The following is a 16175-nucleotide window of genomic DNA, read 5'->3' as shown; positions in this document are numbered from 1 at the left end:
ACAGCGATTAGTTGAACTATTATTTGTACGTTATTTTGTACTGATTGGAGTTCAATATGAGTCGCATTCATTTCGATAAAGATATTCAACCGTTATCTGAATTTCGTGCCGGTGTCGCATCTTACATCAAACAAATCAATGAGACTCGTCGTCCATTGGTAATCACACAACATGGTAAAGGCGTAGCCGTTGTTCTCGATGTTACAGAGTATGAAGCAATGCAAGAAAAGATCGAACTACTTGAAGAAATGCGTACTGCAGAAGCTCAATTAGCTTCAGGGCTAGGTATTGCAAATGAAGATGCGCGTGCACAAGTGCTAGGGCGCATTAAGTAATGAATGCTCACGGCAAATACATATTGGAGCGCTACGCAATAATCCTTACGTTATTAGCGCAGTATTTGTTTATATTCCTCTAAAGCGCAGCGCCTCTTAAACTCCTTTGTGAATAATTCAATTAAAGATCTTTTACGCAAAGGGAAGGGGATAATAATCTGCGGGGTTCGAGCAACGAGCAGCGGGTATACACCTAGCACCATTGTAGGTCGTCATTTATGGCGAGAATCATTAACTATTGGAATTGACGCGCTAAAGCACAACCTACGCCAATCTCAGGCTCTAGTTGAATAACTCAGTTAAAAATCTTTTGCACAAAGGGAAGGGGATAACAAGCCGCGGGGGTCGGGCAACGAGCAGCGGGTATACACCTAGCACCATTGTAGGTCGTCATTTATGGCGAGAATCAATTAACCATTGGAATTGACGCGCTAAAGCACAACCTACGCCAATCTCAGGCTCTAGTTACTTAACTCCTTTGTGGATAATTCAATTAAAGATCTTTTGTGCAGGGTTCGAGCAACGAGTATACACCTAGCACCATTGTAGGTCGTCATTTATGGCGAGAATCAATTAACCATTGGAATTGACGCGCTAAAGCACGACCTACGCTAATCTCAGGGTCTAGTTGAATAATTCAATTAAAGATCTTTTGCACAAAGGGAAGAGAATGAGAAGTAAATGAGGGAAACGTAGCGCTTAGTATTGGCATGTTTAAATGATCGATAATCTAACACGAATGTTACTAAGCGATTGAATCAAAATAGCAACTCGGCTATGGTGAACCATCAACAATAAATTAAAAACGAGTTAATCTACAGGCTCGTTATTTATAGTACTAGGTAAATTTTGAGTCCTTATTTTGAAATTAATATAGAGCCCAGCGTGGATTACTTTTTGTGGGTGTTCCCCGTTTTATTTTTGTTTAGTATTTTGATCAGGTTTTCGGCTGTTTCTGACCTTGCAACGAGTTTAGTAAATATTTCTCGCAATTGGCTTTTAACAATTATCGGGTTCATTTTTATCATCGGATTGTTTGTAACATACTCAGAGTTGAAGCGAGACAGCGAGATTAAAAAGCAGATCGATGCGGGAGATTTTTCAGTTGTATCAGGCTGTATTCAAAACTATAGGTTAGACAAGGTTAAGAGGCAAAGAGCTACATTCGAAGTTGATGGGGTTGAGTTTTCATTTAATAGTTACACAAAAACACCTTTTTTCTATGAAAAAGAGTTACCTGGTAAAGTTGTAAAAAATGGTAGTTGTTTAGAAGTTAGCTACTTACCAATAAGCAAAGAAAACAAAATCATAAAAATCGTAAAGCTAACAAAGTAATTAAAAAAGGACAGAAAACAGTTGGTTCTTGCTCCTTTGGCACTTATTTTAGTTAACGGATACCTTTGATTATTTTGTCGTTAACTAATTGATATTAAATTACAAACTCGACTGTCAGCTTTGATTGAAGCTCATTAATATCAAACTTATTCAGACTATTTAGGGCTTATTAAAACCTAAAACCTAGTTACCTAGCGCCTTCTGATTATCTTCACTACACTCAACCACAATCACATAATCAACTTTAACGCCGAGCTGACTTAAAACTTACAGCTTACCGCTTACCGCTAATTTAAGGCACAAACTTTATCGGTACGCTGTCTTTATTAGCATTATGCTCTGCGAGGCGTTGTTGGTAGGTTTGCCATAGCTCATCATGTTGGGCTTGTAGGTGGGTGAAGTATGCCCAGCTGAATAAGCCGCTGTTGTGGCCATCATTAAAGTCTAAACGCAGTGCGTAGTGGCCGACGGGTTCAATGTGTTTAATATTTACTGATTGCTTATTAAGGACTAATTTCATCGGTTCGTTACCGTGGCCTTGTACTTCGGCGGACGGTGAATGAACACGTAAGAACTCACAGCTAAAGGTGCAATGGCTGTCATCGTCAAAATAAACATCAAGGGTTTTACTAACGGTATGATGATGTACCTTGATCACTTGCTTCATTGTTATACCTTTGTGATTAACCTAGAACCTAGAACCTAGAACCTAGAACCTAGGCCCTAGATCCTAGTTTTAAAATTAAAGAATAAAGCGGCTTAGGTCTTCATCTTCAACTAATGCGCCTAGGTGCTTCTCTACATAACTTGCATCAATTACGATATTGCTACCTGCTTGCTCTGAGGCGTCAAATGAAATCTCTTCCATTAGTTTTTCCATCACAGTATGCAGGCGGCGAGCACCGATGTTTTCGGTTTTCTCATTTACTTGCCATGCTGCTTTTGCAATGCGTTCAATGGCATCGTCGCTAAATTCAACACTGACTTGCTCTGTTTTAAGAAGCGCATGTTGTTGCTCAGTTAATGAAGCATGTGGCTCTGTAAGGATGCGTTTAAAGTCATCAGCCGTGAGCGCTTCAAGCTCTACACGAATAGGTAGGCGGCCTTGTAGTTCTGGGATCATGTCTGATGGTTTTGCCATTTGGAATGCACCAGAGGCAATAAACAACATATGGTCGGTTTTTACCATACCGTGTTTAGTGCTAACCGTTGATCCTTCGATTAATGGGAGTAAATCACGTTGTACGCCTTCACGGCTTACGTCTGGGCCTGATGATTCACCGCGCTTACAGATTTTGTCTATCTCATCGATAAACACAATGCCGTTTTGTTCAGCAGCGAAGATGGCTTGCTCTTTTAGCTCTTCAGGGTTTACTAATTTTGCAGCTTCTTCTTCAACTAATAGTTTGAAGGCTTCTTTGATTTTTACTTTGCGCTTACTGCGTTTGTCACCAGACATATTTTGGAACATGCTTTGCAGCTGGTTGGTCATTTCTTCCATACCCGGTGGTGCCATGATCTCAACATTTGGTTGTGCTTGGGCTAAATCAATGTCAATTTCTTTGTCATCTAGTTGCCCTTCACGTAGTTTCTTACGGAATACTTGGCGTGTAGATGAGCCGTCTTCGCGTTTGCTTTCGCCAAAAGAATCTTTGGCTGGTGGCAATAGGGCGTCTAAAATGCGTTCTTCTGCGGCTTCTTCAGCGCGATGTTTGAACTTCTTAGTCTGCTGTTCGCGAGTCATTTTAATTGACACGTCAACTAAGTCACGAATGATGGTTTCAACTTCTTTACCAACATAGCCTACTTCGGTGAACTTTGTTGCTTCTACTTTAATGAAAGGGGCGTTAGCAAGTTTTGCTAAGCGACGAGCAATTTCAGTTTTACCTACACCCGTTGGGCCGATCATCAATATGTTCTTTGGTGTTACTTCTGTGCGAAGATCTTCATTAAGTTGCATGCGGCGCCAGCGGTTACGAAGTGCAATAGCCACTGCTTTTTTAGCTTTTGCTTGACCAATAATATGTTGATCAAGTTCATGAACGATTTCTCTGGGAGTCATATCAGACATAGCAGTTCCTATTACAATTCTTCGATGGTTTGGAAGTTATTTGTGAAGACACAAATATTGCCTGCGATGGTGAGGCTTTTTTCAACGATGTCGCGGGCGCTTAGATCGGTATTTTCAAGTAGAGCTGTTGCCGCTGATTGCGCAAAATTACCACCACTACCGATGGCAATTAGGTCGTTTTCAGGTTGCACAACATCCCCGTTACCGGTGATGATCAAAGATGCGGTGGAATCGGCCACTGCGAGTAGGGCTTCTAACTTTCGTAAGGCGCGATCGCTGCGCCAATCTTTGGCCATTTCAACAGCGGCTTTGGTCAAGTTGCCTTGATGCATTTCAAGTTTGCTTTCAAAACGTTCGAATAGGGTGAAGGCATCAGCAGTGCCGCCAGCGAAACCGGCGATCACTTTGCCATTATAAAGGCGTCGAACTTTGCGGGCATTGCCCTTCATTACGGTGTTACCAAGCGAAACTTGGCCATCGCCACCAATAACGACTTTATCGCCGCGACGTACACTTACAATAGTGGTCATGTTATTCCTCATCATCGAGCCGCAGGGGCAGCTCGTTAAAAACGATTGATGATGAGTTAATATGGGTTAATGGGTTAAAATCAAGTCCAATTCCAAATTCCACAGCCAGTTATTTTGCTGCGCTTGAGTTTATTTTTATCACTTTCGGCTAAACGTTTGGTTTTGTAAGGGCCTAAGCGTACTTTATACCAAACCCCATTAGTGCCCGTTGTTTCTCTAATTTCGGCGATGAGTCCGGCAAATGCTATTTTTGCTTTGAGAGTTTCGGCTTGGGCATGGGTTCTGAACGAGCCGCACTGCATTACATAGGGGCCTTTTTGTTCAATTTCTCTTACTTCAACTTGAATTTCATGTTCTTTGATTTCTTTAATAAATTCTGGCGGACGCGGCTTTGCTAGTTGTTCTTTTACTGTTGCCGGTACTGGGTTTGCTTGTTGCTCAACTAATTTTGGATCGGCATTGGTTTTTACATACCATAAACCAAAGCTAAAACCCGCAACTAACAATACAACCACAAGCAGCAATAAAACCGGGAATGGTTTTTTTGGTGGCGGCTGTTTTTTACGGTTATTTGGTTTTTTATTTATAAAATCATGTTGTGCCATGGTTATGTGGACTTCTAACCTTAAATCATATCTATAGGATCTACATCTAAGCTCCATCGCACCTTTTGCGCTAATTTACTGGTACTTAAATAGTCGACCATTTGCGCGAGATATTGGTGTAATAGAGGGCGTTCGAGCGCTTGAATATGTAATTGAAAACGATATTTCCCTGCAATTCGCTCGAGTGGTGCAGGGATCGGCCCCAGCAATTGTATACCAGTTAGACTCTGAACTGGAACTAAATCCGTTAAAAAATCGACCACTTGCTTTATGTTGTGTCCTTCAGCGCGCACAATTGCCATATTAGTAATGGGAGGTAATTGTGCGTCATCACGCTCCTGTAATGCAAAGCGGGCAAAATCTTGGTAACCATTGTTGACTAAGTCTTGTAATAGCGGATGTTCAGGAAAATGCGTTTGTAATAAAACCTGCCCAGGTTCGCCACTGCGACCAGCACGTCCTGCAACTTGCGTAACCAGTTGTGCTAAATGCTCAGTGGCGCGAAAATCACAGGAATACAAGCCACCATCTACGTCGAGTATCAGTACAAGACTAACATCAGGAAAGTGATGGCCTTTAGCCAGCATTTGGGTGCCAACCAAAATACGTGCGCCACCTTGGTTTATGTCGTCTAAGGCTTTTTCTAAGCTGCCTTTACGGCGCGTTGAATCACGGTCGATCCGGCTAATTGGCGTGTCAGGAAATTCACTCGCTAAAAATTCTTCTATTTGCTCCGTGCCTTTTCCATTTGGAAATATTTGCGTACTGCCGCAGTCAGGGCACTGGTGTGGCACGCGTTCTTGCTCACCGCAATGGTGGCAAATCATTTGTCCAATCGCTTTATGGAACGTTGCACTGGTACTACAACGTGTACATTCACTAAGCCAGCCACATTCATGGCAGATCAAGGTTGGCGAAAAACCACGGCGATTTAAAAATACCATCACTTGTTTGCCGCGCTTTAAATGCTGGCGAATCATTGCCAGGCTTCCGTGTGCTATACCTGCTTGATCAGGTTGGCCTTTCATATCCAGTAATTGAAACTGGTTATCGGTACTGGTTTGTGCGCGTTGCGTTAAGCTTAATAACTGATATTTATTGTTCAGCGCTTTATGTAAGGTTTCAAGTGCTGGGGTTGCTGAGCCTAAAATGAGTGGGATCTTATGTTGAAAAGCGCGATAGGCCGCAAGGTCACGAGCATGATAACGCAGGGTATCTTGTTGTTTAAAAGAGCTGTCGTGCTCCTCATCCACGATGATCATACCGAGTTTTAAAAACGGCAAAAAAATACTCGAGCGGGTACCAATCACTATGGCACAGCTGGCTTTTTCACAAAAACGCCACGTTTGTAAGCGCTCGTTATCGGTCAGTGCTGAATGCCATAACATAATAGGAGTATCAGGAAAGCGACGACGAAAACGATTCACCGTTTGTGGTGTCAGACCAATTTCAGGCACCAGTACTAATGCTTGTTCACCACGTTTTAAAACATCTTCAAGGCATTGTAAATAAACTTCGGTTTTACCACTGCCGGTTACGCCTTCGAGTAAAAAGCTATTAAACCCTTTAGCTTGGTTAATTGTACTGCAGGCGACGGCTTGCTCTTTATTTAGTGTGGGCTTAATGCCCACTGCGGGTATTTGTTGTTGCCATTGATTATCGTGCTCAATAGTTTGGCTGATCAGTTCTTTAGCAAGTAAGCTGTCGATGGTTTTTTTATTAAATCCCAGTGCTTTTAGTTCTGTTAAAGACGATTTACCTGATTCGGCTAATTGTTTCAGTAAGCTTAATTGGCTTTTAGCTTTTAAAGACGGCAGCTTGGCGCCTTTATCGGTCAGTGTCACCATATTGATACTGCTTTTATCTGGGCATAACCCTTGGCGTAGGGCACTAGGTAAAGCAATATGAATGGTTTCGCCTAATGGGTAGCAGTAGTAACGGGCGGTGAAACGCAATAATTCGAGATGTTGTGGCGAAAGAATCGGTTCATCGTCAATGACTTCAAACATGTCTTTGAGTTTGTCTGCGGGCACGTCACTGTGGTTTTTTAAAGCCAATACCACCGCAACTTTACGTTGATTGCCAAACGGTACCATAACACGGGCGCCCACCTGAGGCGGTGTTAATAAACCGCTAAGCTGCGCTGGGATGCGATAATCAAAAGTGCGCTGCAACGGAACTTTTATAGCAACTTCAACAAAATTCATAACAACCCAAACAGTAACTAGCAAGGAAGTTAATGTACTAAAATTACAGCTAAAAACCTAGCAGCTAATCTTTGCTTTAAAGTTTTTGGTTGTTTTATTAGCAAAAACGCTATTTAAAGCTTGTAGCAAGCGGGGTTGTTGCATAGAATACGCGTCCTAAATAATTTGTTTTAACGACGTATGGTACCAGACTTCGGGTTTGGAGAGCGATGCGGCCTTAACTAGAGGTTTCTATGAAAGAAGGTATTCACCCTAAGTACGAAGTAATTTCAGCAACTTGTTCATGCGGAAATAAATTCGAAACTAGTTCAACACTGTGTAAAGACATTCACTTAGACGTATGTTCTGCGTGTCACCCGTTTTACACTGGTAAGCAAAAAGTTTTAGACACAGGTGGCCGTGTTGATCGCTTCAACAAGCGTTTCGGTTCACTTAGCAGCAAGTAATTATTGTTGTTTTGTCGGAAAAAGCACCTTAGGGTGCTTTTTTTTATGCCTGTGGTTTATAAAAACAGCAGTCACTTAGCCTTTAAGCTTTGCTCATTTAGGGCGCCTCCTCAGATTCATTATGTTGTGACTATTTCCCACTTTTATATCCAGTATAGCGAGCAAATAACAGACAAATAGTGATTAATTCTTTATATTGAATCTACTGGTAAAACGTAACTTTGGATGTTTTTGCCGATAAAATTAAAGTTTATGCGGCTAAATGTTGCTAACTTCTAAGTTTTTAGCGCTATAGCTGTTATTGCTGATTTTTGCTTTCAATACTCACTTAATAAGCATTTTTAGCTAGGTATTTTGATGCTTTATAATTATTTTTTAGGCAAAAAAAACAGGTATTTTGCAAAATTTGCCGACAAAACGCATAAAATTAACGGATATAGCATATAACAGGATAGACCTGATATTGCTTGAATTAAATTATAATATAGGTATCGTTCCTTAATAGGTGTCGTTCCCTATAAGAACTGCTTACTCTCACTTTCAACTTAATTTACTTGCAGGATAAAATCGCGTTATGTCAGATTTTCGTGAACAAGCTTTACATTACCATTCGCACCCCGTTCCAGGAAAGATCAGTATCGAGCTTACTAAGCCGGCTGAAACAGTCCAAGATCTCGCTTTAGCATATAGCCCTGGTGTTGCTGAACCTGTACGTGAAATCGCTGCTGATCCTGCTAATGCCTATAAATACACGGGTAAAGGCAATATGGTTGCGGTTATCACTAACGGTACTGCCATCTTAGGTTTAGGTAACTTAGGGCCATTGGCGTCGAAACCCGTTATGGAAGGGAAAGCGTTATTATTTAAACGTTTTGCTGGCCTTGATTCGATTGATATTGAAGTAAAGCACAACACCACAGAAGACTTTATCAATACCGTTGCTAATATTGCCGATACGTTTGGTGGTATCAACTTAGAAGATATCAAAGCGCCTGAGTGTTTTGAAATCGAAAAAGCATTAATTGAACGTTGTAGCATCCCAGTATTTCATGATGATCAACACGGTACCGCGATTGTGACCGCAGCAGGTATGATTAATGCGTTAGAAGTGCAAGGTAAAGATATTGAAGATGCGATTATCGTGTGTTTAGGTGCAGGGGCCGCAGCAGTTGCCTGCATGGAGCTATTGATTAAGTGTGGTGCATTGCGCGAACATATTTATATGCTCGATCGTAAAGGGGTTATTCATACTCGTCGTGATGACTTAAACGAATATAAGCAGCTATTTGCTAACAATACTGATAAACGTACCTTGCAAGATGTGATTGCAGATGCTGACGTGTTTGTTGGGGTGTCTGGGCCAAATCTATTAGCGCCAGAAGATCTTAAATTGATGGCTGATAAACCTGTGGTATTTGCTTGCTCAAACCCAGATCCAGAAATATCACCTGAGCTTGCTCACAGCGCTCGCAATGATTTAATTATGGCGACGGGTCGCTCTGATTACCCAAATCAAGTAAACAACGTATTGTGTTTCCCATTTATTTTTCGTGGTGCACTAGATGTACGCGCTAGCAAAATAAATGATGAAATGAAAATTGCGGCGGTTGATGCTATTCGTAGCATTGCTAAAGAGCCAGTCCCTGTAGAAGTATTAAAAGCCGCAGGTGTTGATAAGCTTGAGTTTGGCCCTGAGTACATCATTCCAAAACCAATGGATCCGCGTTTATTACCGCGTATCGCTAAAGCGGTCGCGCAGGCGGCTATTGATTCTGGTGTCGCACGTATTGATATGCCTGAAAATTATATGGCTTAGGTCGGAACATACAATAAAAAACCTCAGTACCGTTAAGTCGCTGAGGTTTTTTTGTATTTAATTCCTGAAGTATATTATTTTTAATCTTCGTTGAGTACAGGCACTTCTAAGCCCATTTCAAGCATGATTTTCTTCACTTCTTCAGGTACTTTCTCTGGATTATCTTTACGTAAGTCTTCATCGTTTGGCAATGGTTGGCCAGTAAACGCATGTAAAAACGCTTCACAAAGTAGTTCGCTATTGGTTGCGTGACGAAGGTTATTAATTTGACGGCGAGTACGCTCATCAGTTAAAACTTTTAATACATTAAGCGGGATCGAAACGGTGATCTTTTTAACTTGTTCTGATTTTTTCCCGTGTTCTGCGTATGGGTGAATATACTCACCATTCCATTTAGCCATAGGATGTGTCGTTGCCTCAGGTTGTTAATTGTTTGCGCGGCCTTTTGCGCACAAAGATGCCGAAATTCTATCGTTTTAAATAAGATAGTCAAATACTAGTTATTTAGCCATCTAGCAACATAAATGTTTTTACTGCCGTACTTGCACCTAAAACAGCATAAATGCTTTGACTTCTTAGATCCGATCCTCTAACCTTTTGGACGTCTAAACATCCATTTAATTGTAGGTGACGTTATGAGTCAAAAGAATAAAGCGACCATTGCAGTGCGTAATGGCATTGATGCAGATAAACATCACGGTGCTGTTGTGCCTCCCATTCATTTATCGACCACCTACTCATTTGCCGATTTTGATACCAAGCGTCAATATGATTACGGCCGCAGCGGTAATCCAAATCGTGACATTTTAGCTGAAACCCTAGCAAAACTTGAAGGCGGTGCAAAGGGTATAATCACTGCAACAGGTATGGCTGCAGTGCATTTGGCCACACAACTACTGAGTAGCGATGATACCCTAGTGATCCCACATGATTGTTATGGTGGCAGTTATCGCTTATTTACTTCACTTGAAAAGCGTGGCTTATTAAAGTTAGTAGTTTTAGATTTAACTAAATCTGAAAACCATCAAAAAATTCTTGAGATAAAACCAAAGCTTATTTGGATTGAAACGCCAAGCAATCCAATTTTACGCTTAACAGATATTAAAGCGATCACCACAATTGCGAAGCAGTGTGGCGCATTAGTTGGCGCAGACAACACCTTTTTATCACCAGCATTACAAAACCCAATTGAGTTTGGTGTTGATATTGTGGTGCATTCGACGACTAAATATATCAATGGTCACTCTGATGTTGTAGGCGGTGCTGTGATTGCAGCAACCCAAGAGCTTGGCGATGAGCTTGCTTGGTGGGCAAATAATATTGGTATTACAGGGGCGCCGTTTGATAGCTACTTAACTTTACGTGGCCTGCGCACTTTAAATGTTCGTTTGCGCCAGCACCAAGAGAATGCCTTTATTATTGCCGAGTATTTAGAAAACTCACCTTACGTGAGCCAAGTCTATTACCCAGGTCTTGAGTCTCACCCGCAACATGAGTTGGCAAAACAGCAACAACGTGGCTTTGGTGGTATGGTAAGCTTTGATATTAAAGGTGATATTAATGATGCAGCGGCATTTCTAACTAGCCTAGAAGAGTTCAGTTTGGCGGAATCGCTCGGTGGCGTAGAGAGTTTAATTTGTCATCCTGCAACCATGACCCATGCAGGAATGGAAGCGAATGCACGGTTAGCCGCTGGCGTAGGCGATACGCTGATCCGTATTTCGGTTGGTATTGAAGATGCCAAAGATTTGGTTGCTGATTTAGAACGCGTATTTAATAAGGTGAAACCTGGGCAAGGTCAGCACACAACGGCTGCTGCAACATCGGTTTCTCAACAACAAGATCAAGAGCAATCAAGCTCATTTAAGCTGACTCCAGCACATACGGCTTTGTGGTAATAGAAATGGTAAATATAGTTCATAAATTTGGTGGTTCTAGTTTAAGTTCGGCAGAGCGTTATCAGGCCGTTGCTAATATTATTTTAGCGCATACTGAGGCGGGTGACTGTGTGGTGGTTTCTGCCGCAGGAAAAACCACCAATACGTTAGTTAAACTGTGGCAAAGCTACCAACAAGGTGATCAGCAAGCGGTTAGTGATATTTTACTACAACTTGATAATCACCAGCGTACATTGATTGAGCAATTACTAAGCCCTACAGCGCGATATGCTGCATTAAATATACTTGAGCAAGAGTTGGCCTTAATAGCACAACAAGCGCAACAGCAAAGCTTACAGGAAGCTGCATTACTTGCTCATGGTGAAGTATGGTCGGCACGGCTATTAGCAACCTATTTGCAGCAACTTGGCCTTGCTGCAAATGATGTGGATGCACGGCAATTATTTACCTTAAATGATGGGCAATTATTACATCAAAAAAATCAACAAGCGTGTGCGCAGTTAATTTCGGCCAATAGCATTAATGTGGTTACAGGCTTTATTGCCGCCGATTGCCAAGCAAATACGGTAACACTTGGGCGTAATGGCAGTGATTACAGTGCAACTTTATTGGGGAGTTATTGTAATGCTCAACAAGTGTCAATTTGGACCGATACCCAAGGGGTTTTTAGTACTGATCCGCGTAAAGTTAAAAAAGCGATTAAGTACTCAAAGGTATGTCGTGGCCAAGCTAACCTGCTCGCCCGTTTAGGCAACCCTGTATTACATGCGAAAACACTTTCGCCATTAAAAAATACTGATATTAAATTAGTGGTCCGTAGCAGCTATGAAACAGAAGCCAGTGCCACGGAAATTGTTAAAGAAGGCTACAGTAAAGCGAAGCGTTTTATTACTACCTTAGAAAATATTGATTTACTGCGCATTGATCAGTTACGTGGTGGAGAAATTGGTGAATTAAGTCAACTTATTCAACATAGTTTGCATCACTTTATAGAAAATGGAGATACCTATTTATTGGTGCCAGCTAGCGCGACTCATCAAGTGGTCAGTCATTTGCAAGGCCGCGCTAATATTATTGAATCTAATTTACATGGTTGCGCCGTTGTCGCGCCAAGTAATGATGTGGCGCAACTATTTGAACAAGCAACTCAAGTGCTTACTGAGCAAAGCTTAACGCCACGTTTTAGCCACCAAGATGCAGACTATATTTTGTTGTTAACCGATCAATCAATTGATAGTGACGTATTAACCTTATTGCACGATAAATTGATCAACAAAGGTCAGGAGCTGGCTATTATTGTGGCGGGGTTAGGCAATGTTGGCGAAGTGTTTATTGAGCAATTGAGTCAGCAACTGAATCGTTTGCAACACCATTTTAGCGTTAAACTGGTTGGTTTGTTACGTTCACGGGCAATGTTGTTTAGCCCAAGTGGTATTGCGCTAGAGCAGTGGCAATCACAGTGGCAAAACGAAGCGATTGATTATCAACAGGATGACTTATTAACGCGTATTAGCGAACTTGATTACGAACATAAAGTGGTGATTGATATTACCGCCAGTGAAGCATTTAGTGAGTTATATCCTGCGTTTGTAAATTTAGATTGTCACTTGATCAGCGCTAATAAATACGCGGGCACGGCAAATAATGATTGGTATCAAAACTTACGCCGTAATTTAGCTGAGCGTAATTTGTTATGGCGCTATAACACCAGCGTTGGTGCTGGTTTACCAATTAACTTTGCATTAGCTGATCTACAAAACAGTGGTGATAGCATTACCCACATTGAAGGGGTATTCTCGGGCACGCTTTCGTGGTTGTGCAGTCGTTATGATGGCAGTGTGCCGTTTTCAGATTTAGTACTGCAAGCGCAGCAAATGGGATACACCGAGCCTGATCCTCGTGAAGACTTATCAGGTCGAGATATGCAGCGTAAGCTATTAATTTTAGCTCGTGAGCTAGGTTTAACGTTGGAGCTAGACGACATTGCTTTAACGCCATTAATGCCTGAGCAATTAGCCCATGGTGACTGGCAGTCTTTTCTTGATAATAAGCAGTTGTTAGATGACTTTATTGCTGAAAAAGCCGCTGCGGCAGGCAAAGAAAATAAAGTACTGCGTTATACCGGTGCGTTAACCATTGCAGATGGTAAAGTGACCGCTAAAGTGGGATTGGCATACGCAACTCAAGGGGATGCCTTAGCTAACTTGACTCCTGGCGACAATATTTTTGTGATCAACAGCCAGTGGTATAGTGATAATGCCTTGGTGATCCAAGGCCCTGGTGCTGGTAAAGAAGTGACCGCCGCGGGCGTACATTCTGATTTATATTGGTTAATACAAAATCTAAAATAATCGAGATCATCAATGATAAAAAAGCGCCAGTCGGCGCTTTTTTACGTAGTTACGATTTTATATTGCGACGATTAAAACAGCTCTTCTTCTGTTTTAGTTTCTTCTTCAAAGACATTTTCCACATGTTGCATTACATACTTGGTTGGCGAGGTGCCTTTTTCAAAGTATTCAAAGCGACTGGTGTAATCATTTTTTTGACTCAGTAAACCCGTTGCTAAATCGATTCTTACCGACACGAGTCCTTCTGGTGGCTCAATCGGCGCTTCAGGTTTACCGTCGAGGGCAACACGCATAAAATCAACCCAAGCTGGCTGCGCTGTTTTGGCACCAGACTCCGCGCCGGATATTTGGTTTTTATCCATGTTGTTATTATAGGTTGAACGGCCAAGTGGGTTACCTGGGTTATCAAAGCCTACCCAAACTGAGGTCATCACATTGCGGTTAAAGCCACTAAACCAGGTATCAACAGAGTCATTGGTAGTCCCTGTTTTGCCTGAAAGGTCACGACGATCCAGCGCTTGCGCACGCCAGCCAGTACCACTCCAGCCGGTTTTATGTGCCCAGCTACCACCACCCCATATTGCGCTGTGCATTGCATCAGCAATTAAAAATGCATTTTGTTTCGAGATAATACGAGGTGCACAATGAGTCATCGATGCTTCTTGGCTGCTTTGAGGCTCAGTTGTTAACTCAAATTGTTCATTAGTTAACTGAGGTGCTACAGGATCACAAGCTAACAGTGGTGCTGTTTTAAATAATACATTACCTGCTGAATCTTGAATTTCATTAATGAAATACGGGGTGATCAAGTGGCCGCCATTGGCAAATGCACTCATACCACGAGCAAGCTCAAGCGGTGTAATTGACGCACTACCGAGTGCTAATGATTCACTTCGATTAATATCGCTATCTTGAAAGCCAAACTTTAATAAGTGATCAGCGGTGCGGTGTAAGCCAACGCCACGCAATAAGCGCACCGAAATAACGTTTTTCGACTGTGCCAATGCGCGACGAATACGGATCGGACCATTGTAAACTGCTGGACTATTTTTTGGACGCCATGCCACGCCTAAGCTTTTATCCCATTGATTGATTGGTGCATCATTTAAAATAGAGGCTAAGGTATACCCATTGTTTAGCGCCGCAGAGTAAATAAATGGCTTAATATTAGAGCCCACTTGACGCTTCGCTTGTACGGCACGGTTATATTGACTTTGCTCAAAACTATAGCCGCCGACAATTGCTTTAATACGACCATCGTTAGGATCTAATGAAACTAATGCACTGGATGCTTCAGGCAATTGGCTAAGTAGATAGCTGCCATCGTCATTTTTACGCAACAGTATTTGCTCGCCTGGATTGAGTATGTCGCCAGCAGTTTTTGGTGGAAACCCTTGGCGATAGCGAGTGATATATTTGCGCGCCCATTTCAGGTTGTTCCAATCAAGAGTAGCTTGCTCGCCATTTTTTAATAAGACAGTTGCGCTTTGCTCGCTCACTTCAAGCACGGCGGCAGCTAATAATGGGCCGATTTCTTTTACTGGCCTTAGCTTTTCTAAAATGTCGCTATGGCTTAAAGCGGTTTGTGTTTCAAAATCCCATAACTGTTGCTCAGGGCCGCGGTAGCCATGGCGCATATCATACGCATGCAAGTTATTGACGAGGGCAGTTTGTGCCGCTGCCTGTACGTCAGATTCAACACTGGTAAAAACCTTAAAGCCGGTATTATAAGCTCGTTCGTAGCCGTATCGGGCCACCATTTCAGCGCGTACCATTTCTGAGATATAAGGTGCATACAGCTCGATTTCAGCCCCATGAAACTTAGCAGTAATAGGAGCGTTGGTAGCTTCATCATACTCGGCTCTAGAGATATATTTTTCATCTAGCATACGACCCAATACTACATTACGTCGCGCTTTGGCACGGATTGGGTTTCTAATTGGGTTTAATGCCGACGGCGCTTTAGGTAAGCCTGCTATCATCGCCATTTGCGCTAAATTTAATTCGTTTAGGTTTTTCCCGTAATAGACTTGTGCTGCGGCGCCGATGCCGAAAGCGCGATTACCTAATTCTATTTTATTTAGGTATAAAGCAAGTATTTCATCTTTGCTGAGTAAATTTTCAATATGCAGTGCGATAAAAATTTCTTTGACCTTACGAATGTAGGCTTTTTCTCGTGTTAAGAAAAAGTTACGGGCTAGCTGCATGGTAATAGTACTTGCGCCTTGTTTTTTCTCTCCCGTTGAAATTAATACGAGCGCTGAACGCAAAATACCTATAGGATCTATGCCTATATGGTCATAAAAACGATTGTCTTCAGTGGCTAATATAGCATCTATAAGCGGTTGCGGTATCTCATCGATGGTCACTGGAATACGGCGTTTTTCACCGAACTGGTTGATTAATAAACCATCTTTAGAAAATACTTGCATAGGAGTTTGTAATTGCACGTCTTTTAAAACTTGCACACTGGGGATATCAGATTTAACGTAATAATAAAGGCTTACTAAAGTAATGAGCCCCAAAAACGTGCAAATGATAAAAAATTGTAAAGTTCGTTTTAATAAAATCACTTATATTT

Annotated in this window: 13 protein-coding genes; 6 read left to right on the top strand and 7 right to left on the bottom strand. The window is 41.9% G+C overall.

The annotated features are described in order from the left end of the window. Positions 1–56: 56 nt before the first annotated feature. Positions 57–335, top strand: coding sequence for a type II toxin-antitoxin system Phd/YefM family antitoxin (locus tag KAN5_RS12190; RefSeq protein WP_244389798.1), 279 nt, complete (start codon positions 57–59; stop codon positions 333–335). Between the two features lie 849 nt (positions 336–1184). Next, complete coding sequence (locus KAN5_RS12185) at positions 1185–1670, top strand: hypothetical protein (RefSeq protein WP_016709548.1); 486 nt, start codon at positions 1185–1187, stop codon at positions 1668–1670. A gap of 292 nt (positions 1671–1962) precedes the next feature. On the opposite strand, the gene KAN5_RS12180 is transcribed toward KAN5_RS12185, so the two are convergent. From KAN5_RS12180 to priA, 5 genes are all read right to left on the bottom strand, one after another. Next, positions 1963–2337 carry a gamma-butyrobetaine hydroxylase-like domain-containing protein gene (locus tag KAN5_RS12180; RefSeq protein ID WP_244389797.1) on the bottom strand — a complete coding sequence of 125 codons (375 nt, stop codon included), beginning with the start codon at positions 2335–2337 and terminating at the stop codon, positions 1963–1965. A 75-nt stretch (positions 2338–2412) separates the two neighbouring features. Next, entirely contained in the window at positions 2413–3741 is a 1329-nt protein-coding gene (hslU, locus tag KAN5_RS12175; RefSeq protein WP_016709546.1) for an HslU--HslV peptidase ATPase subunit, read from the bottom strand. Between the two features lie 11 nt (positions 3742–3752). Continuing rightward, positions 3753–4271, bottom strand: a complete 519-nt coding sequence (gene hslV, locus KAN5_RS12170; protein ID WP_016709545.1) for an ATP-dependent protease subunit HslV — start codon at positions 4269–4271, stop codon at positions 3753–3755. An 80-nt stretch (positions 4272–4351) separates the two neighbouring features. Beyond that, entirely contained in the window at positions 4352–4876 is a 525-nt protein-coding gene (locus KAN5_RS12165; protein ID WP_244389796.1) for an SPOR domain-containing protein, read from the bottom strand. 20 nt (positions 4877–4896) lie between these two features. After that, the gene (priA, locus tag KAN5_RS12160; RefSeq protein ID WP_244389795.1) at positions 4897–7083 is read right to left on the bottom strand and encodes a primosomal protein N'; all 2187 of its coding nucleotides are present in this window, start codon (positions 7081–7083) and stop codon (positions 4897–4899) included. Positions 7084–7316: 233 nt separating this feature from the next. On the opposite strand from priA, the gene rpmE reads away from it, so the two are divergent. Both rpmE and KAN5_RS12150 read left to right on the top strand, forming a co-directional pair. Then, a complete protein-coding gene (gene rpmE, locus KAN5_RS12155; protein WP_016709542.1) occupies positions 7317–7529 on the top strand; it encodes a 50S ribosomal protein L31 in 213 nt (70 codons plus the stop codon). A gap of 574 nt (positions 7530–8103) precedes the next feature. Next, complete coding sequence (locus KAN5_RS12150; RefSeq protein ID WP_138555584.1) at positions 8104–9345, top strand: malic enzyme-like NAD(P)-binding protein; 1242 nt, start codon at positions 8104–8106, stop codon at positions 9343–9345. Positions 9346–9425: 80 nt separating this feature from the next. Here the strand turns inward: KAN5_RS12150 and metJ are convergent, their stop codons facing one another. Then, positions 9426–9746 (bottom strand): met regulon transcriptional regulator MetJ, encoded by a 321-nt coding sequence (gene metJ, locus KAN5_RS12145; RefSeq protein WP_016709540.1) that lies wholly within the window; start codon positions 9744–9746, stop codon positions 9426–9428. A 234-nt stretch (positions 9747–9980) separates the two neighbouring features. Here metJ and metB point away from each other — a divergent pair, with 234 nt between their 5' ends. Both metB and metL read left to right on the top strand, forming a co-directional pair. After that, a complete protein-coding gene (gene metB, locus KAN5_RS12140; RefSeq protein ID WP_244389794.1) occupies positions 9981–11243 on the top strand; it encodes a cystathionine gamma-synthase in 1263 nt (420 codons plus the stop codon). A 5-nt stretch (positions 11244–11248) separates the two neighbouring features. After that, complete coding sequence (gene metL, locus KAN5_RS12135) at positions 11249–13594, top strand: bifunctional aspartate kinase/homoserine dehydrogenase II (RefSeq protein ID WP_244389793.1); 2346 nt, start codon at positions 11249–11251, stop codon at positions 13592–13594. A gap of 71 nt (positions 13595–13665) precedes the next feature. On the opposite strand, the gene KAN5_RS12130 is transcribed toward metL, so the two are convergent. Beyond that, complete coding sequence (locus KAN5_RS12130; RefSeq protein WP_244389792.1) at positions 13666–16167, bottom strand: PBP1A family penicillin-binding protein; 2502 nt, start codon at positions 16165–16167, stop codon at positions 13666–13668. Positions 16168–16175: the final 8 nt, after the last annotated feature.

The sequence above is a fragment of the Pseudoalteromonas sp. KAN5 genome (assembly GCF_022846535.1).
GTDB lineage: Bacteria > Pseudomonadota > Gammaproteobacteria > Enterobacterales > Alteromonadaceae > Pseudoalteromonas > Pseudoalteromonas haloplanktis.
Note: the sequence above shows the minus strand (reverse complement) of the source record. Positions and strands in the feature narration are given on the sequence as shown.